The organism is Fischerella sp. (genome assembly GCF_013388695.1).
Taxonomy (GTDB): Bacteria; Cyanobacteriota; Cyanobacteriia; order Cyanobacteriales; family Nostocaceae; genus PCC9605.
Genome location: NZ_JACAEU010000085.1, coordinates 19,907 through 37,793, shown reverse-complemented (window position 1 = coordinate 37,793; position 17,887 = coordinate 19,907). Strand labels below are relative to the sequence as shown.

The window sequence follows — 17,887 nt, the reverse complement described above, 5'->3', positions numbered from 1 at the left end:
CTGCGTGGGTGAAGAAACTCCTCCAAGTAAGTCGAGTCGTAGAAAGAGGAAACCCAAAGAGTGATCTTTGGAATCTCCCGCTACACCCGCAAGGGTTAGCGGTGAGAGGATGTCAAAGAATTGCCAAAGTAGATGGTGAGATTAAACCAGCAGAACAAAAAGTGATTGATGCGATCGCCACTAAATTTAACATCGACTTGAATTCAATTAAGTCATTAGTCAATAGTCATTAGTTAGTAGTTAGTGGTTAGTGGTTAGTAGTTGTAGAGACGTGCCATGGCACGTCTCTACATTGGTTAGTGGTTAGTGGTTATTTCCAATGCCCAATGCCCAATTCCCAATTCCCAATTCCCAATTCCCAATGCCCAATGCCCACTCCCCATTCCCTAACTGCCCCCAAAGCATAAAACGTGAATTTTACGCAATACTGATATCAGAACTTTTACACAGAACAACCAAAATGGAAATTATACCTAGTAGTACCCCTCTTTTAGAGTGGGGAGGAGATGGATTAGCAATAGGATTTTTTGAGGACGGCGTAGATTTAACTGGCGAACTGGCGGCTTTAGATGAAAAGTTTGCTGGGTGTTTAAAAGAACTAATTGCCGAAGAAGAATTTAAGGGTAAAACAGGCAGCAGTGTTTTCACGCGAGTGGTTAGTGGTAGCCCAGTTCGCAAAATTATGCTAGTTGGTTTAGGTAAGCCAGAGGCTGTAAAACTAGATACACTGCGACGTGCAGCAGCAGTAGTTGCCCGGATAGCCAAAAAGCAAAAGTGTAAAACTTTAGGCATTAGTTTGCCAGTTTGGAATAACGATCCTGCACAAACTGCTCAAGCACTAGCTGAAGGCGTACAACTGTCACTGTACCAAGATAATCGCTTTAAGTCCGAACCAGAGGATAAAGGAGCACAATTAGAAACAGTAGAATTACTAGGATTGGGTGGACAAGAAGCAGCTATTACTCATGCCAATCAAATCTGTTCTGGGGTAATATTAGCGAGGCAACTGGTAGCGGCTCCTGCTAACGAAGTAACGCCGATTACTATGGCAGAAACCGCAATGGCGATCGCCTCAGAACACGGTTTGCAAGTAGAAATCTTGGAACAGGAAGACTGTGAAAAGTTAGGCATGGGTGCTTTTTTAGGAGTGGCAAAAGCTTCTGATTTACCACCGAAATTCATTCACCTAACTTACAAACCAGAAGCTACACCAAAACGCAAGCTAGCAATTATCGGTAAAGGTTTAACCTTCGACTCTGGCGGACTCAATATCAAAGTTGCAGGTAGCGGCATCGAAAATATGAAAATAGATATGGGCGGTGCAGCAGCTACTTTAGGTGCAGCAAAAGCAATTGGTCAGCTCAAACCAGATGTAGAGGTTCACTTTATCTCCGCAGTCACTGAGAACATGATTAGCGGTCGTGCCATGCACCCAGGTGATATTCTCAAGGCATCTAACGGTAAAACGATAGAAGTTAACAACACCGATGCGGAAGGACGTCTAACTTTGGCAGATGCTTTAGTTTTTGCCGACAAACTGGGAGTAGATGCGATCGTGGATTTAGCAACTCTCACTGGTGCTTGCGTTATTGCTCTTGGTGACGAGATTGCTGGTTTGTTTACTCCTGACGATGCTTTGGCTAAGCAGCTAGAGACAGCAGCTGAAAGCGCAGGTGAAAAAATTTGGCGAATGCCAATGGAAGAAAAGTACTTTGAGGGAATGAAGTCTGGTATTGCGGACATGAAAAATACAGGTCCACGTCCTGGCGGTTCCATTACCGCTGCTCTCTTCTTAAAGCAATTCGTCAAAGATACACTTGCCTGGGCACATTTGGATGTAGCCGGGCCTGTTTGGACAGATAAAGAAAACGGCTATAACAGCCCCGGGGCAACAGGTTTTGGTGTTCGCACTCTTGTAAATTGGGTTTTGAGTAATGCCTAAATTCAATCACCCCTTTTAGAGGCAACCAAGTTAATCTTGTATTTGCAAGGGTAGGTGTTATGCCTGCCCTGAAATTTTTCTCTGATTGAGAAATTGTAGATAGTAATACCAAGTTGTGTTCAGATATCGCAATTCGTGCCCTCTCCCCCTCCTCTCTCCCAAATTGGGAGAGGGGTGCCGACAGGCGGGGTGAGGGAAGTACCATCTTTGACTGCAACCTAGTATAAGTTCTCTGAAACTGCTATTATTTCGTGCTGGTAGCAAAATCTCAGCAAAAGCGCGTGTCGAAAAAATGATTTTAGGGAGGGAATAAGTGCTGTGAAAGGAGGAAGTAAATATCAACCACTTTTGGAATATCTCCAAAAAAACAATTCCTCTGAAATCAGCCTCACTTTCACAGAAATTGAAAAATTAATTAATAACACCCTACCCGACTCAGCCAGAAAAGAACGCCGATGGTGGGGAAACCGTAGCACAGGCTCACCCCAAGCGTCAGCTTGGATGAAAGCAGGGTACGTAGTAAAAGACTTTGACCTAGATACAGAAACCGTTACTTTTCGCAAACCGACTGGTGGCTACAAAGTCCAAACTGCAACTAATACTATCAATTGGAACAGCAAAACCATCAAAGCACTACGCCTTCAAATGGGACTTTCCCAAAAAGAATTTGCCGAAGAGTTAGGTGTTCGTCAGCAAACTGTGAGCGAGTGGGAAACAAGTGTATATGAACCAACTCGCGCCACATCAAAACTTTTAAGCATGGTAGCTGAAAAAGCTGGATTTAAATACAAAACTGAAGATTAAATTCTTTCTTGACAATTTGACACGCTACCGTGTAAAAACATAAATAGACTTCTTGGAAAAGTCGTTTTTGCACTGTTTCGGGTAAAGGGGAGCGTAAGCGCCCTTGGAGGTTCCATGCCACATACTTTATGCCGGGAAACCCGTCCACCGCAGTGGCTCCTCCATTGTAGCGACTGGCGTGAAAGGTTAAAGGGTTTTTATTTTCTCTTTTCCTTTCCCCTTAACCTTTTCCCTTACAACTGCTGCGAATTCTAATCTGGCAAAAAGTCATACTTCAAGCATCGTCATACGACTGGTTTTGGTATGCGGACGCTAGTTAATTGAATATTGAGTAATAGCCGATCGGTGTGGGGTGATCAAGTGAGGCCTTTCCCCTGCATCACCCCAACTCCCCACCTCCCCATATCTTCTCCTACTCAGTCACTTCCGTTCTGGATGTCCTCTTTCTTCTGGTGAAGGCGTACCCATATTGTTAATTGCTGCGATCATCTGATACAACCGTCCCAAGTCTCGTTGATTGAAGTAAAGGACTAAGCGGGGTAAATCAAAAGTTTCATCTTGTGCTTCTTGAGGTAAAGCCTGGCTTTTTTCAATCCGTCCTGTTACCAGAATGTCACTGAAATTAGCATTCAATTGCTCGACTTCAACCTCTGATAAATCTATCTTGAGACGAATTACTAGGCGATCGCCCACATAGCGGCTGGAGTGATAAACCTGATAAAAACGGGTTATGGCATTGCAAGCTACAACCAAGTCATCTGTTACGGTGTACAGGCTGGGGTCTTCAGGACTAACCAGACCTTTATGCAATAATTGTTTATCTATATATTCGCTCCAAGACCGCCAGTAGTCACCACCAGGGCGATCAATTAAAACCACAGGCACCGGGCCGAATTTACCTGTTTGGCTTAAAGTCATGCACTCAAATGCTTCGTCTTGGGTGCCAAAGCCACCAGGGAATAAGGCAACAGCGTCGCTTTCTTTTAACAGAAATAATTTGCGGGTAAAGAAATATTTAAAGTGAATTAGCTTGGGATCACCTTCTATAATTGGGTTCGCTTGCTGTTCAAAGGGCAGCTGAATGTTTAAACCAAAGGAATTTTCTCGTCCAGCACCTTCGTGACCAGCTTGCATGATCCCACCGCCACCGCCAGTCATAACCATGAATCCTAGCTGAGAAACATAGCGAGCAAAGTCAACTGCCATGCGGTATTCTGGACTTTCTGACGATAGGCGAGCCGAGCCAAAGATGGTCACTTTACGAACATGTCGATAGTCATAAAAGAGCTGGAAACCCCGCTCCATATCCATTAAAGAAGCCGACAATATTTTCCAGTCGAGGCGATCGACTTCAGTTTCAGCCAGACGCACTATAGTTGCTAGTGCTTGCTGGATATATTGCCGATTCTTTAACGTTGGTAAGCGCTCAAGTAAATCAGCGATATCGGTTTGGAGAGACTCTAAAGTGTCAAACGACGCAGATGAGGTCATGAGAAATCCAGCCAAGATGGCATTATATTTTACCTAAATTTTGATTTGACTTGGAATTTGTCAACCGCTACGGGTCGCCAACATTCTATTGTCAATAATTCAAGTCATTTGTCCTTTGTCTTACCCTACGGGAAGCCGAAGAAAGTGCATCTATGTCTTTTGTGTAAGGACAAATGACTAATAACCAATGACTAATGACCAATGACTACTTTGTCACATTAAAAAGCACCTTTGGTTAAAAATAAACCAAGGCACTGGTGACGGCTGCCGTTGCCAACATATCCTGAGGGGAGGAAAATATTTGACGTGGGATTTTATTTTAAACAGACGTAGCTTCGTACGCCTCTACAGGACATGCCGCCCCAGAGATTGTATTTCAAAATTTAACCCACTTTGTATCACTGCTGCAAGCCTAAGATAGAGACTGGAAAGCAATTAAAAATTCAAAATAAGAAATTAAGAATTTTTAATTTATTGACTCTTAGCGTCTATTTTGAAACACAAAAAAGCACCTCCGGTTGCAATAACCAAGGCGCTATCACTCTTTTGCTAACCAAAAAATACTTTTGAGTAGAAGGAAAGATGCTAGTAAGGTGTAGCAGGAATAAACCTACAATCAGGAGTAACTTAAAAATTAGTAAAATCAGTAAGTTTGCCTCCTATTTTTTACCTCTAAGTACTAGCTCTTTCTACTAAAGTATGAGCGAAAAAGAGTGAAAATGAATCACAGATGACTTGACTAGGAGAAACTTTTTGTTATTCTGTTTGGGCAGTAAAATACAGCGCAAACTACAAGATGGAAAAATAACAGTCCAGAGGCGAAGCTTAGCACCTCTGAGTTTTTGCTGCCAAAAATCGCCCTTATTTTGGAGAGAAAAAATACTCCAAAGGTATTTGCAGCAAATTAGATTTTAAAGATATTTTTCCAAAGTATTAGCTAATGTAGTTTTTGGCACAGCACCTACTACCATGTCAACTTTTTGCCCACCCTTAAAAATCATTAATGTGGGAATACTGCGGATACCATATTGACTGGCAACATTAGGATTCTCATCTGTGTTGACTTTCACTACCTTGAGTTGACCTTCGTACTGAGCTGCAATTTCATCCACAACGGGGGCTACCATCCGGCAGGGACCGCACCAGGGTGCCCAAAAGTCAACTAAAACAGGAACTTCGCTGTCTAATACTTCCTGCTTAAAAGTAGAGTCGGTAACTTGTGCGGCTGCTGACATGGCTACAAACCTTTGCCTATGATATTTTGATTGTGCTGAAATTCTACCATAGCAAAAAGCACTGCTTGGAGTGAGGCATATACAATTTGTACATACCTTTAGTTTTTATTTATAAACATAAGGAACCGCCCGAACAGCAGTCCGGGCGGAGTGTGGTGTGAGGAGTGAACGGAAACATGCGTCTCCGCTATTTCTATTGTAGGCGACATATGTGATTTTTCCAGTAAATGTTTTAGAGTCTGGAAAAATTTCTTTAAGGGTAGTTGGTTGTTGGTGGTTAGTGGTTAGTAGTTGGTCATTAGTCATTAATCATTTGTCATTGGTTAGTGGTTAGTAGTTGGTTGTTGGTTATTTCCAATGCCCAATACCCAATGCCCAATGCCCATTCCCCCCATCCCCCACTCTCCCACTCCCCCTACTATCCACCAACCACTAACTACTAACCAGTCTTTATTTGCCCATACCTAATTGTTGAGCTTTTTGGTATACTTTACCCTCAGTTAATAAAGAAGGAGCAATTACAACTTCAACTTGTTGCATTTCCTTGATATTTTTCGCTCCTAATGTACCCATACTCGTTTTTAAAGCTCCCAACAGATTATGAGTACCATCATCAAGCTGGGCCGGACCAACGAGAATTTGTTCTAGGGTGCCAGTGGTACCTACACGAATGCGCGTCCCACGGGGCAATACTGGACTGGGAGTTGCCATACCCCAGTGATAACCCCGCCCAGGCGCTTCAGCAGCCCTAGCAAAGGGAGAACCAATCATGACTCCGTCAGCACCACAAGCAATGCACTTACAGATATCGCCGCCAGTAATTAAACCGCCATCAGCAATAACTGGAACATAATTACCAGTTTCTTGGTAATAATCATCCCGTGCGGCAGCACAATCTGCGATCGCCGTTGCCTGTGGCACACCCACTCCCAACACTCCACGAGAAGTACAAGCAGCACCAGGGCCAATTCCCACCAATACCGCAGCTGCCCCTGCTTTCATTAAATTAAGGGTAACTTCGTAAGTCACGCAATTCCCTAACACGACGGGAATGGGCATTTCTCGGCAAAATTGTGCCAAATCAAGTGGCACTACAGACTCTGGCGACAGGTGTGCTGTGGAAACCACTGTTGCTTGTACAAAAAATAAATCTGCCCCTGCTTTTGCAACTACAGAACCATATTTGCTTGCCCCTGCTGGGGTTGCACTAACTGCGGCGATACCGCCTCTTTGCTTAATTTCTTTAATTCTTTGTTCAATTAATTCTGATTTTATTGGTTCGGCATAAAGTTCTTGCATCAAAGGGACAAATTCTTCTTTGCCCACAGCGGCTATTTTGTCTAAAATTGGCTCTGGATCAGCATAACGAGTTTGGATTCCCTCTAGATTCAGCACGCCTAATGCCCCTAAGTTTGATAACAGCACAGCCATGCGAACATCTACTACACCATCCATTGCACTAGCAATAATTGGGATTTCTCGCTCAATGTTGCCGATACGCCATTTTGTATCTGCCAAACTCGGATCGAGGGTTCCCCTGCCAGGCACTAAAGCTATTTCATCTATTCCGTAAGCCCTGCGAGCTGTTTTTCCTCGCCCAATTTGTATTTCCACGCTGTTAATGTTCCCAAACCTGTTTAAGCTAGGGTATCAAATTGTGGCGATAATTGCAGCGATTTTTTTAAAAAAACGACTTAATGATGTAGAAGATACAAACAGTAAAAAGAACAATAACAAGGCTTAGTTAATCAGTTTTTGAGTAGTTTAGATTTCTATTTAGTGTTAGGGCAGATTATCAATAAGTAGGTATTGAGGTGTCGGTTATTACTTAACTTTATGCTGAGTATTAGTAAAGTTATTCGACGCTTGAATCCTTACAATTTGTTTTACTTGAGTAAGGTGTTAATTAGAACATTTACTATTATAGATAGCAATAGGTGATGGAGTTATGAAGAGAGTGGGAGATGGGGAGATGGAGGGAATAACCACTAACTACTAACCACTAACTACTAACTCTTGACTCTTGACTAATGAATACGGAAATTTCACCCTTTGAGAGTGAGCAGTGCAGGGATTTGTATTGTTACTATAAATTTCAGGCTATTCAGATTAAATATTTAAGCAACAGATATTAAACCTTGATTCAATCTGAGACTTTAGAACTACTCGAATGGCATCGCCTCTGCCAGCATCTATCCACTTTTGCGGCAACCAAACTGGGGGCGATCGCCGCACGCGATCTGAAAATTCCTAACTCTCAAGCTGAGAGTGAGTATTTATTGGCGCAAACCAAGGAAGTTTACGAACTCGAAAGTCGCCTGACGAGTGGACTCTCGTTTGAGGGAATTCAAGATATTGGCGATTTCCTAGAAAGGGCAGAACTGCAAGGAGTTTTAGCTGGAGATGAACTGCTAGCTATAGCCACCACTCTTGCTGGTACAAGAAATTTGCGTCGTGTTATCGATAACCAGCCAGATTTGCCTATTCTGACAGAGTTAGTTGCTGAGTTACGAACTTATCCAGAACTAGAGCAGGAAATTTACCGCTGTATAGACGAACGCGGACAAGTAACCGACCGCGCCAGCCAAAAACTCGGAGATATCCGTGCTGAACTGCGGAAATTACGCAGCCAGATCGTGCAAAAATTACAAAATATATTACAGGCAAAATCGGGTGCAGTTCAGGAACAGATCATTACCCAACGAAGCGATCGCTATGTGATTCCTGTGAAAGCTCCTCAAAAAGATGCTATTCCTGGCATTGTCCACGATACTTCCACCAGTGGCGCGACGCTGTACATAGAACCGAATTCTATAGTGCCATTGGGCAACCAATTGCGGCAGCTAGTCAGAAAAGAACAAGCAGAAGAAGAAGCCATTCGTCGTGCTTTAACAGAACAAGTGGCAGCAGTAAAACCCGATCTGGAAAGATTGCTAGCCATTGCCACCACTTTAGATTTGGCAACTGCCAAGGCACGTTATAGCCTCTGGCTACAAGCCAATCCCCCCCGCTTTATTAATCGGGAAGCAAATGAATACATCACCTTACGGCAATTGCGTCATCCGCTGTTGGTGTGGCAGCAACACCACGAACAAGGACAATCAGTCATCCCTGTAGATTTACTAATTCAGCCAGAAATTCGAGTAGTTACGATTACGGGGCCAAATACAGGCGGTAAAACAGTTACTCTAAAAACCTTGGGTTTGGCAGCCTTAATGGCGAAAGTGGGTTTATTTGTTCCTGCCCGCGAACCAGTAGAACTGCCTTGGTTTGACCAGGTATTGGCAGATATTGGTGATGAACAGTCCCTTCAGCAAAGTTTATCTACTTTTTCGGGTCATATCCGCCGCATTAGCAGGATATTGGAGGCATTGGGGACAGGGGATAGGGGACAGGGGATAGGGGATGAGGAATCCCAATCCCTGGTACTCCTCGATGAAGTCGGTGCAGGTACAGATCCCGCTGAGGGTAGTGCTTTAGCGATCGCCCTGTTGCGCTATCTGGCAGACAACGCGCAGTTGACTATGGCAACGACTCACTTCGGTGAACTAAAAGCGCTGAAATACCAAGATGAGCGATTTGAAAATGCTTCTGTAGAATTTGATGAAACAACCCTTTCACCCACTTACCGACTGCTGTGGGGAATTCCGGGACGTTCCAACGCCCTCGCAATTGCCCGACGTTTGGGATTAAAACCAGAAGTTGTGGAACAGGCAAAAACCAACTTAGGAGGGACAACAGACGAAGTCAACCAAGTAATTGCCGGACTAGAAGCGCAACGCCGCTGTCAAGAAACCAAAGCAGCACAAGCACAAGATTTGTTGCAGCAAGCTGAGCGTTTATATAAAGAAGTATCTGAAAAAGCCGCAAATTTACAGGAAAGGGAACGAACTTTGCGTGCTTCACAAGAAGTGGCAGTACAGCAGGCGATCGCCCAAGCTAGAAGCGAAATTGCTAAGGTGATTCGCCAGTTGCAGCAAGGCAAGCCCACTGCCCAAGATGCCCAGCTAGCAACAAATGCTTTAAATCAGGTCGCTGAAAAATTTATACCACCACCGCCACCGAAACCAAAAGTAGGATATGTTCCCAAAGAAGGCGATCGCATTCGTATTCCCAAGTTAGGGCAAACAGCAGAAGTGTTGACTGCACCAAACGAGGATAGTGAATTAACCGTCCGTTTTGGGATTATGAAGATGACAGTCAAGCTAGAAGACGTGGAATCCCTGGATGGTAAAAAACCTGAACCGATAGTAAAACCAAAACCAGCCCCAGCAGCAACACCAGTTACTCCAACTCAACCAGCCCCAGCAATCCGTACGTCCAAAAATACAGTAGACTTGCGCGGACGCAGAGTTGCTGATGCGGAGTTAATTATAGACAAGGCAATTTCAGAAGCAACAGGGCCAATCTGGATTATTCACGGACACGGCACTGGAAAACTGCGGCAAGGTGTTCACGCCTTTTTGCAACAACACCCCAGAGTTAGTCGCTACGAAGCTGCGGAACAATCTGATGGTGGTACTGGCGTTACTGTTGCTTATGTAGAGTGAAATAGGTAAGGCGCTTGTTTAGCCCTGTCAAGGTGGGTGAAAAATCCGCTTTAATTTCGCCAATTTGATTGTTATTTTACTTGGTGGCTTAGTGTCTTGGTGGTTAATAAAATTTATTTTTGAACCACAAAGGCACAAAGGCACAAATAAAAGCCCATATTGAAGTTTACATCATCTCCAAACTGATTTTTTGATACTTTATCTTCATTTTGAAAGTAGAAAGCCCATGAAAAAATCAGCGATCGCAGCTAAAGCATCTCCAAACTGTGGAATCAAAAACAACATCATTAAAGCAAATAATCCATATTGACTTTTTTCCAATGGTTTTAATGCCGGAAAAATTTCACTGAAAACATAAAATCCATCTAGAGGTGGAACTGGTACGAGATTAAACAAACACAGCATTAAATAGCGAGAAAAGATTATGTTGAAATTTTAAGATTTAATTTATACTTTTGGATTGAGTATATTACTTAAAAAATCTAGTAGCAAAAGTAATGTCTAACGACAAGCCACTTATGCGTCTATGACCTCTTTCAAGTTGGGAGATCCTTAAAAACTCGTAGCTGTATGTAAATATAACAAAGGATTTTCCAACTAAATAGTGTCTTTAAGGGCGATCGCACACACTGCTAATTACAACATAGTTGCATCATGATTAATATTTATTTAGTAATTACCCCCTTGACACTGCAAGAATACTTATTTTTTCAGGCGGCTTGTTGAAATATCCTTGATTAGGTATTCTTTGGGTGTAAATAGAATCAATAAACTTAAATTAGTGAGCGCCATGAGAAATATCTATCTAAAGGTAGATTTATTTATTCTGTATAAAGCTTCAGTTTAAGCAGAAGATAGCCAAACAGCAGTTGGTGTTATTAACAGACAAGACGTAAATAATAGTGCTTGTACTTTTTTCAAAATCGGTTTTCGTCATAGAGTAAGACAAAGACCACAGCTGTTTACCAAACTATCAAAGCTGTAGAAAACGCCAAGCAGCTTGCTGTAAGGTACTTTCTACTAATGGCTTTAGGAAACTAATCTTAATCTGTAAGAGTCTGGTTTCAAAATGGGTAACAGCAATAGCCCCTACCAGCCCGATCACCTATGCTAAAAGTTATGCACTCTGCCGCCAATTCACCCACTCCAACTCCCCAGTGGGAGGATTTAATAAAGCTACCAGCCCCAGATTCAGTTCAGTGGGACAACATCAAAACCCAGTTGGATTTGGTGCTGCTGGCACTAGAAACATTGACTGGCATTGGCTCCGAGGCAATGCTTTCAGCGGCAATCAACCTGAATTTAGAGTCAAGAGTGCCAGACCGTGTAGCGCTATGGCGACTGCGCCAGTCTAACCCGCTACGTAAAGGTCAAGGAGGGCGAAAGAAGCTTGATGTCGAAGAAGCGCGGGCGCTTGTTCTCATTATTTGCTATCTTGCCAAGCAGCATCAAGAATTGATTCGCCGTGCTGTTGGCACTTTAGAACAGATGGCGGAAAACAACCGCGAAGTTCATCAGGCTGCTTTGCTAGGAGATTATATCGATGCTTTCTGCAACACCTACCAAGAACGGATGGAGGAAGATTCGACAATCTCCACGGATGAACTTACCCAGCTTGCTTTAAAACTGCTGATAGATTTGCTTTTTTACAGCGGTCCTGGTGGACATCGCCACCTCTGGCTAGCACTTATAGACCGTTCAACTAAATTTTGAAAATGTCCTGCTTGCAGTTCCTGCCATGCCTCTAACAAATTCTGTTATCCGTCGGTATACACCGCCCACTTGCACGCTAGAAGTCTTGGCGCAAAGCTCATCTCTATCCCGTTGGGTGGGAAAATCTGTCCTGAAAGACCTACGCTTTGAGCTACGCTTTGACGATCCGCAGCAACCAAAAGAACAGAGGATCGTAATTCGGGGCGATCGCGACCAACTGGAGGCTTTGTGTGCAGCAGTAACAAACTACGTGCAGGGTTTTCTCCAAATGTCTCCTGAGAACTTTTGGGCAAATTTCTCAGGTCTTGAGGACTCAAGTCAAGTATCAGACGATCCAGAATCACAAGATCCAGAATTACAAGAACAATTACAATCTCCCGTTTCTACTCAAACAGTAAACAATTTTACAAATCAGATACCAGAAACAGAAATACACATACGACCGAGCAACCATTTAACTCATAATTTGTTCCTCGGTTCCCTTGGTTACCAAGTACCTAACCCTGTTGTTAAACTTAGTCTCCTGCAACTATTTGACCTAGCAACAGCTTTAGATGAATACTCAGCTGATGTGCTAGCACTACCAGCTTTATACCAAAGCAGATCGCCCTTTGGCATTCCTGCTTGGGCACCTGTGGCAGCAGTGCTAATATTAGCTGCGGGTCTGATACCTTTTACCTACCAATATGCTGTCCAAAGCAGAAAAGAACGACAGACGGCCAAAAAAACCGCTCCAAAAGAAGAACAAGTAGCCTTAGAATCTCCTTCAACCCTGGATCTGCCGATACCTACACCTGCACTTACTCCGACCGAACCATTACCATCTGTACCCTTAGGTTCTGGTCTGTCAATACCTGGTTCGAATTTGCCTCCAGCTCCTCAAACATCTCCTCAACCATTTGCAACTGCACCTGTAACACCTGTAACACCTGTAACACCTCAAGCATCTTTAAAAACTACTACTCCTTCACTCTCCGCATCTTCTCCAACATCCTCTTTTACCTCACCTTCCCAATCATCGCCAGGGAATGTGTTAACCGCACCACAAATAACAGCGAATCTTCCTTCCTCTGGAGGAAAAACACCACCATCGACATCAACAAAACCGCAGGAAGCTGGTGTTCAACCCAATTCCCTCCAACAGAACAACACTGCATCAAATCCTCCGGGTGGAGTTGTTACCCCTGGGAATGGATTATTACCAAGCTCACCTAACACTACAACAGGCGGAATATCCTCAAGCATCCCTACAATTCCCCCTCCTATCAGTACCGCCGCACCTAATACTCCTATCAGTAACGCACCTAGTAGCCGTAGTGGCAATCCTTTTCTAGATCCACAAAATAACTTGCCAACAAGCACCTCGGTTGCGCCTGAGGATACCTCGAAATTAGTAGAGAGATTGCGGCAAGGTCGCAATACCCCCACAAATGTTGCTACTAGTAACACATCGTTTGACTTCAAAACCCAGCTGTCAGAAGCAAGACAGTTTTTGCAAAAACGCTGGGAACCACCTTCTGGATTGAAGCAAGCACTAGAATATAGTCTGATTGTGGGTGTTGACGGTACTATTGAACGTATCTTTCCTTTAGGCAAGGCTGCGAGATTATATGTCGATCGCACTGGTATGCCTTTGATTGGTGAGCGCTTTGTTTCTCCTAATCGAAATGGGCAACCTATGAGAATTCGAGCTGTTCTCAGCCCAAATGGCAAGGTGCAAACTTTTGTAGAGACTGATTAATTAGACTTTTTGTAGAAGTTGGGAAAAGGTCAAAGGGCCAAGGTTAAAGGGATTGGAAAACTCCTTTATCTTTGCCCTTTCTCTTTACCCCTTCTTCAAATCATCTACCGAATATTTATGACAGTTGTAAAACTGGTATAAATATTTGATACCAGCATAATTACTGTATTAATCAAGATTGCTGCCACACAAACCTAAAATTGCCGATTTGAAAATAAGGTTTATTCTAACTCTCAGTTATTGTTTCAAGTCCAGTTGTCAAACTGTCTTGATTGCACATTCCAGCGACAGTAATAATCAATACAATGACGATTAAATTCGTCTCCTCCAAGGTCGTGAATATGCAAACACTTGGTCCCCAACAAAGAGATAGTGCAGCTTGGATTTTTCAAACATGGGCTGCTTTTTTGCTATCAATTTCCATGACAACTGTTGGCATTGTGAATTTGCCCGTGGATAGCTGGGTAAAAGGTTTTATGGGCATGGGTATGGCTTTTTCAATTGGTTCGACTTTTTCTTTGGCGAAAACTATGAGAGATTTACATGAAACCAAAAAACTTACTGCCAGAATTGATGAGGCGAAAGTCGAAAGGTTGTTATCTCAACACGATTCTTTAATCAAGTGAAGTTGCTTGCAGAACACTATACCCTGCTCAAATAGAGCGATCGCTGTTTAAATTTCCGCTAATTTATTTTTTTACTTATCAGTTTCACAAACAGTATAAAAACAAAAGGGCTGGAATATCAGCCCTATCTTTTTATTATTTTTGAACCAGTTCAATTTAATAACGAGATTTCTTGTGTTTTGATTTTAGCTTTTTGCGTCGTCGCTCAGAAGCCGCAACTGCACCTTCCACTGGATAGCCCACTACAGGTATTACCTGATATTTACGCTCCTCTTCTAACCGTTTCAGTTCGGTGTAATCAATCCAGTGGATGCAATCAACCGGACAAGTATCAATTGCCTCTTGAATGACTTCCTCCGGATCGCCATCTTGGCGCATTGCCCGCGATCGCCCGTAATCTGGTTCAATATAAAAAGTATTACGGGCAACAAAGGCACAGTGCTTGCAACCAATACAGGTGAGTTCATCAACATAAACACCCTTTTGACGCAGCGTTCCCCCTAATTCAGGCTCTAAACCAGAGCGTTCTGGGGCTTCCCGCAAAAAGCCACCTAGTTCTGGTTCTAGACCAGATCGGTTATCTTCCTGCTCTTCCGGCGACGGCACAAAATCAGACATTACGCACTCCAGCGCTGTACTACCAAGCGAATGGAACCATCTTCATTTTTTTGTTGTTCAGCAACTTGAAAGCCCACACGTGCTGTCTCTTTCACGACTGTGTTGTAAGCATAACGCTGAGTTACCTGACGCAAAAATCCTTCCACAGACAAGTTCTGTTGCCAATATTGTAAGTCAGCTACCAATTCGTATTCTTTGCCATTCCATTTGAAGCCGATATCGTAGCCATTGTCCTGTTCAATAGTAATCTCGGCAGCATGGGTTTGATCGCGATAGCCACGTACTTCGCGCGGGCCCTTCTTCCAGTCTATGCCCAAGTCAGTGAGAGCATCTTGCAAAGATTCAAGGTTACGAATCTGGGTTTTGATTTGGCTAAAGTGTGACATGGTGGTTGTAAATCAACTAAACTAAACTATGTTTGTTTGCAAACTTACCAATCACTGAAAGCGGTTTGTGTATTTACCACTCCAGACTGTTGGACTTTGGCAGCGAAAAATTCTGAGGTTGGCTGTTGACTAAGTACTTGTCCTAGCTGTGCTTCTATTGCTGCTGTCACTTCAGCGCACGAAGCACCCACTATGCCAGTGACTTTTTCTTGTACGCGACCATCTGGATAAATGATGAATTCTAATGTCTCCATGCTTTTGGCCAACCACAAATAGTACTGTTGGAATGTACTGCTCCAGCAAAAGGCTAAAAATATAGCTATTAGGAACGGCATTTTTCCTTAGCTACAAAATTAGCCATTTGTTAACTAATGTTCCATCTCTCAAAATATATATCTCAGAAACTTTACAAAAATTATTAATCTTATTAGTCAACACATCTGTTACATGTAAGTTTCTCTTAACCTAATCGAGAAGTCAAGCTCAAAAGTTAACTGCCAAGGAAATTGTAAAAGTCTGTAAAACAAGCAGCAAAAGTCTTTGCAGAAGTAGAGAGAGTGAGAAATTCCAAGAATTATTGAAAATATTTATCATTATCATTAGCTATGTTCGACAAAATTGAGCCAAAAGCATAACGTAGAAAATTTTCAAAAAATGATAAAAATCAAACAAATAGAGACAAATGACTGCAAAATAGTAAATTTTTAAGGTACAATTATATATTTTTTTGCTTTTTGGGCATAAACGGTTCTGAAATGGAATAACCCAAAATAATAAAACTTTGTTCAGGTGATGATCCTAGTCCACAAGTATCAGGTGCATAAACTGCCCTGTATGTATCTACAGCCACAAGCTCAAATTAATCATTTAGCAAGAAAGTATGCTTATGCCAACGTGTACAATACCTCCTGTGGAGGTAGGCAAAGCAGGGAATCATCTAAAGTTAGGCTTAGATTTTGATTCAACTCAGCTAATTAATTATGGATGCAGAGCAAGTAATGGGTTCTACTAATTTTCCAACAACGATACGTGTCGGAGTACTGGGCTTTGGCGGATTAGGACAGGCAGCAGCCAAAGTACTTGCCCCAAAACGAGAAATGATTCTAGTAGCGGCAGCAGATAACAAAGGTTATGCTTATGCCGCTGAGGGTTTAAATGCCCAAGAGTGCATTGCGACATATCAATCTCAAGGTTCGGTCGGTTACTTAGAACCATTTGGCACATTAACCAACCGTAGCATTAAGGATTTAATAGAAAACGATCATCCTGTAGATGGATATTTTCTGGCTTTACCAAACTTACCCAATGATTTTATCGCCTCTGTAGCCAAGCAATTTATCGAGTCTGGTTGGCGTGGGGTATTGGTGGATGCGATTAAACGTACTAGCGCAGTTGAACAGCTACTGACACAGAAAGAAGAATTGCAAGCCGCAGGCATTACCTACATGACAGGATGCGGCGCAACACCAGGACTATTAACGGCAGCCGCAGCACTGGCAGCCCAAAGCTACGCTGAAATTCATCGAGTAGAAATTACCTTTGGGGTAGGCATTGCTAACTGGGAGGCTTACCGCGCCACCATCCGTGAAGATATTGCCCACATGCCTGGTTACACTGTGGAAACAGCCAGGGCAATGACAGATGCAGAAGTAGAAGCACTCCTGGATAAAACTAATGGTGTGCTGACGTTAGAAAATATGGAACATGCTGACGACGTGATGCTAGAGTTAGCAGGAATTTGTTCGCGCGATCGCGTCACTGTTGGCGGCGTCGTAGATACCAGAAATCCCAAAAAACCTCTTAGTACAAACGTAAAGGTAACAGGCCGCACTTTTGAAGGTAAGATTTCTACTCACACGTTCACATTAGGCGATGAAACCAGCATGGCCGCAAACGTTTGTGGCCCAGCTTTCGGCTATCTCAAAGCAGGCATAACCCTACATCAACGCGGCATCCACGGAATATTCACTGCTGCTGAAATTATGCCGCAGTTTGTCAGATAGGTTTGTAGTAAGCACTTTAGTGCTTAAAAATTTGAGGGCTAAAGCCCTCACTACAAACCTTCAAATTTATTTAATAATTAACTATGGTTCTTCCGTACCTGTTATGCCAAATTATGTTTTTTGGGGAAGTAAAATGCGAATACGCTCAAAGCGATCGCTGTAAAATCTCCAAAATTCACTACGGCGTAATAGTTGATTTACCTCAAAGTCTTCTAATGTTGATCAGTTCCTAAATGCTCATTCAACCAACAACGAACTTTATCACTTCGAGGATTTGAATTTTTACGCTTTAGCCATTTCTTCAAAATATGAATAGCAGTTTGAGTTGTACGAAACTTCGATAAATAACTAAATACGCTATATAACTCAACACAAATTGCCAATATTAATACAATGGCTGTTGCATAGTGAAAAGGACTGCCATCCCAAATAATGTCCCAAATTTTCAGCATATCTATGTAGCACCCCTTTTGATTTAGATTGATTGTTTAGTAAATTTACGTAGCTCTTGCTCTGTGAGTAATTCTTTCGCTACTCTGACAGGGAGGTGTTCTGCATATAGGCGATCGCCTACCTTCTCTCGTAGTTGCAAACTGTCAATTTCCTCACCTACTTGATTAGATTCAACCGGATCGTTGACAAGATAAACTTTGCTAGGAGCATGTTCTCTCAGTAACCGCACCTGCAAACAAGTAGAGACGCGAAATTTCGCATCTCTACAAAGCATTGTGGGCTTATCACCAAGCGTATTGTTATATAGCCCACACAGGCGAGCTTT

Annotated in this window: 16 protein-coding genes and 1 pseudogene; 8 read left to right on the top strand and 9 right to left on the bottom strand. The window is 42.8% G+C overall.

Annotated features, from left to right (window positions below; translation table 11 throughout):
• The 3 genes and pseudogenes from HXY43_RS11520 to HXY43_RS11510 all read left to right on the top strand — a co-directional run.
• Positions 1-233, top strand: a pseudogene (locus HXY43_RS11520) (hypothetical protein); the annotation flags it as partial.
• Positions 234-460: 227 nt separating this feature from the next.
• Positions 461-1,942, top strand: coding sequence for a leucyl aminopeptidase (locus HXY43_RS11515; protein WP_290883344.1), 1,482 nt, complete (start codon positions 461-463; stop codon positions 1,940-1,942).
• A gap of 318 nt (positions 1,943-2,260) precedes the next feature.
• Positions 2,261-2,746, top strand: coding sequence for a DNA-binding transcriptional regulator (locus tag HXY43_RS11510; RefSeq protein WP_290883342.1), 486 nt, complete (start codon positions 2,261-2,263; stop codon positions 2,744-2,746).
• Between the two features lie 420 nt (positions 2,747-3,166).
• Here the strand turns inward: HXY43_RS11510 and HXY43_RS11505 are convergent, their stop codons facing one another.
• From HXY43_RS11505 to HXY43_RS11490, 4 genes are all read right to left on the bottom strand, one after another.
• Positions 3,167-4,237, bottom strand: coding sequence for an LOG family protein (locus tag HXY43_RS11505; RefSeq protein ID WP_290883340.1), 1,071 nt, complete (start codon positions 4,235-4,237; stop codon positions 3,167-3,169).
• A 911-nt stretch (positions 4,238-5,148) separates the two neighbouring features.
• Positions 5,149-5,514 carry a thioredoxin gene (trxA, locus tag HXY43_RS11500; RefSeq protein WP_269321064.1) on the bottom strand — a complete coding sequence of 122 codons (366 nt, stop codon included), beginning with the start codon at positions 5,512-5,514 and terminating at the stop codon, positions 5,149-5,151.
• A gap of 63 nt (positions 5,515-5,577) precedes the next feature.
• Positions 5,578-5,778 carry a hypothetical protein gene (locus HXY43_RS11495; RefSeq protein ID WP_197036099.1) on the bottom strand — a complete coding sequence of 67 codons (201 nt, stop codon included), beginning with the start codon at positions 5,776-5,778 and terminating at the stop codon, positions 5,578-5,580.
• A 144-nt stretch (positions 5,779-5,922) separates the two neighbouring features.
• Entirely contained in the window at positions 5,923-7,086 is a 1,164-nt protein-coding gene (locus HXY43_RS11490; RefSeq protein ID WP_290883338.1) for a GuaB3 family IMP dehydrogenase-related protein, read from the bottom strand.
• Between the two features lie 524 nt (positions 7,087-7,610).
• Here HXY43_RS11490 and HXY43_RS11485 point away from each other — a divergent pair.
• A complete protein-coding gene (locus HXY43_RS11485; protein ID WP_290883336.1) occupies positions 7,611-10,022 on the top strand; it encodes an endonuclease MutS2 in 2,412 nt (803 codons plus the stop codon).
• A 204-nt stretch (positions 10,023-10,226) separates the two neighbouring features.
• On the opposite strand, the gene HXY43_RS11480 is transcribed toward HXY43_RS11485, so the two are convergent.
• Complete coding sequence (locus HXY43_RS11480; RefSeq protein WP_290883334.1) at positions 10,227-10,418, bottom strand: hypothetical protein; 192 nt, start codon at positions 10,416-10,418, stop codon at positions 10,227-10,229.
• Positions 10,419-11,129: 711 nt separating this feature from the next.
• Between HXY43_RS11480 and HXY43_RS11475 the strand changes: the two genes are divergently transcribed.
• From HXY43_RS11475 to HXY43_RS11465, 3 genes are all read left to right on the top strand, one after another.
• A complete protein-coding gene (locus tag HXY43_RS11475; protein ID WP_290883332.1) occupies positions 11,130-11,735 on the top strand; it encodes a DUF3038 domain-containing protein in 606 nt (201 codons plus the stop codon).
• A gap of 25 nt (positions 11,736-11,760) precedes the next feature.
• Positions 11,761-13,476 (top strand): DUF4335 domain-containing protein, encoded by a 1,716-nt coding sequence (locus tag HXY43_RS11470; RefSeq protein ID WP_290883330.1) that lies wholly within the window; start codon positions 11,761-11,763, stop codon positions 13,474-13,476.
• A 341-nt stretch (positions 13,477-13,817) separates the two neighbouring features.
• Entirely contained in the window at positions 13,818-14,102 is a 285-nt protein-coding gene (locus HXY43_RS11465; RefSeq protein ID WP_290883349.1) for a YiaA/YiaB family inner membrane protein, read from the top strand.
• Positions 14,103-14,258: 156 nt separating this feature from the next.
• Here the strand turns inward: HXY43_RS11465 and HXY43_RS11460 are convergent, their stop codons facing one another.
• The 3 genes from HXY43_RS11460 to HXY43_RS11450 are packed head-to-tail and all read right to left on the bottom strand — an operon-like array spanning position 14,259 to position 15,360.
• Positions 14,259-14,720: a ferredoxin gene (locus tag HXY43_RS11460; protein ID WP_026734303.1), complete on the bottom strand. Its 462-nt coding sequence runs from the start codon at positions 14,718-14,720 to the stop codon at positions 14,259-14,261.
• On the bottom strand, positions 14,720-15,106 hold the full coding sequence (locus HXY43_RS11455; RefSeq protein ID WP_026734302.1) for a DUF1257 domain-containing protein: 387 nt from the start codon (positions 15,104-15,106) through the stop codon (positions 14,720-14,722). The genes HXY43_RS11460 and HXY43_RS11455 overlap by 1 nt, the downstream gene beginning before the upstream one ends.
• A 44-nt stretch (positions 15,107-15,150) precedes the next feature.
• Positions 15,151-15,360: a DUF2997 domain-containing protein gene (locus HXY43_RS11450; RefSeq protein WP_026734301.1), complete on the bottom strand. Its 210-nt coding sequence runs from the start codon at positions 15,358-15,360 to the stop codon at positions 15,151-15,153.
• A 726-nt stretch (positions 15,361-16,086) separates the two neighbouring features.
• On the opposite strand from HXY43_RS11450, the gene HXY43_RS11445 reads away from it, so the two are divergent.
• Positions 16,087-17,109 carry a saccharopine dehydrogenase-like oxidoreductase gene (locus tag HXY43_RS11445; RefSeq protein ID WP_290883327.1) on the top strand — a complete coding sequence of 341 codons (1,023 nt, stop codon included), beginning with the start codon at positions 16,087-16,089 and terminating at the stop codon, positions 17,107-17,109.
• A 475-nt stretch (positions 17,110-17,584) separates the two neighbouring features.
• On the opposite strand, the gene HXY43_RS11440 is transcribed toward HXY43_RS11445, so the two are convergent.
• A complete protein-coding gene (locus HXY43_RS11440; protein WP_290883326.1) occupies positions 17,585-17,836 on the bottom strand; it encodes a hypothetical protein in 252 nt (83 codons plus the stop codon).
• Between the last annotated feature and the right edge of the window lie 51 nt (positions 17,837-17,887).

What these genes read in the sequence shown, in the direction of transcription:
- HXY43_RS11515 (WP_290883344.1), top strand. Translation starts at nt 461, where the DNA reads ATGGAAATTATACCTAGTAGTACCCCTCTTTTAGAGTGGGGAGGAGAT.
- HXY43_RS11505 (WP_290883340.1), bottom strand. Translation starts at nt 4,237, where the DNA reads ATGACCTCATCTGCGTCGTTTGACACTTTAGAGTCTCTCCAAACCGAT.
- HXY43_RS11495 (WP_197036099.1), bottom strand. Translation starts at nt 5,778, where the DNA reads ATGACTAATGACCAACTACTAACCACTAACCACCAACAACCAACTACC.
- HXY43_RS11475 (WP_290883332.1), top strand. Translation starts at nt 11,130, where the DNA reads ATGCTAAAAGTTATGCACTCTGCCGCCAATTCACCCACTCCAACTCCC.
- HXY43_RS11470 (WP_290883330.1), top strand. Translation starts at nt 11,761, where the DNA reads ATGCCTCTAACAAATTCTGTTATCCGTCGGTATACACCGCCCACTTGC.
- HXY43_RS11465 (WP_290883349.1), top strand. Translation starts at nt 13,818, where the DNA reads ATGCAAACACTTGGTCCCCAACAAAGAGATAGTGCAGCTTGGATTTTT.
- HXY43_RS11460 (WP_026734303.1), bottom strand. Translation starts at nt 14,720, where the DNA reads ATGTCTGATTTTGTGCCGTCGCCGGAAGAGCAGGAAGATAACCGATCT.
- HXY43_RS11455 (WP_026734302.1), bottom strand. Translation starts at nt 15,106, where the DNA reads ATGTCACACTTTAGCCAAATCAAAACCCAGATTCGTAACCTTGAATCT.
- HXY43_RS11450 (WP_026734301.1), bottom strand. Translation starts at nt 15,360, where the DNA reads ATGGAGACATTAGAATTCATCATTTATCCAGATGGTCGCGTACAAGAA.
- HXY43_RS11445 (WP_290883327.1), top strand. Translation starts at nt 16,087, where the DNA reads ATGGATGCAGAGCAAGTAATGGGTTCTACTAATTTTCCAACAACGATA.
- HXY43_RS11440 (WP_290883326.1), bottom strand. Translation starts at nt 17,836, where the DNA reads ATGCTTTGTAGAGATGCGAAATTTCGCGTCTCTACTTGTTTGCAGGTG.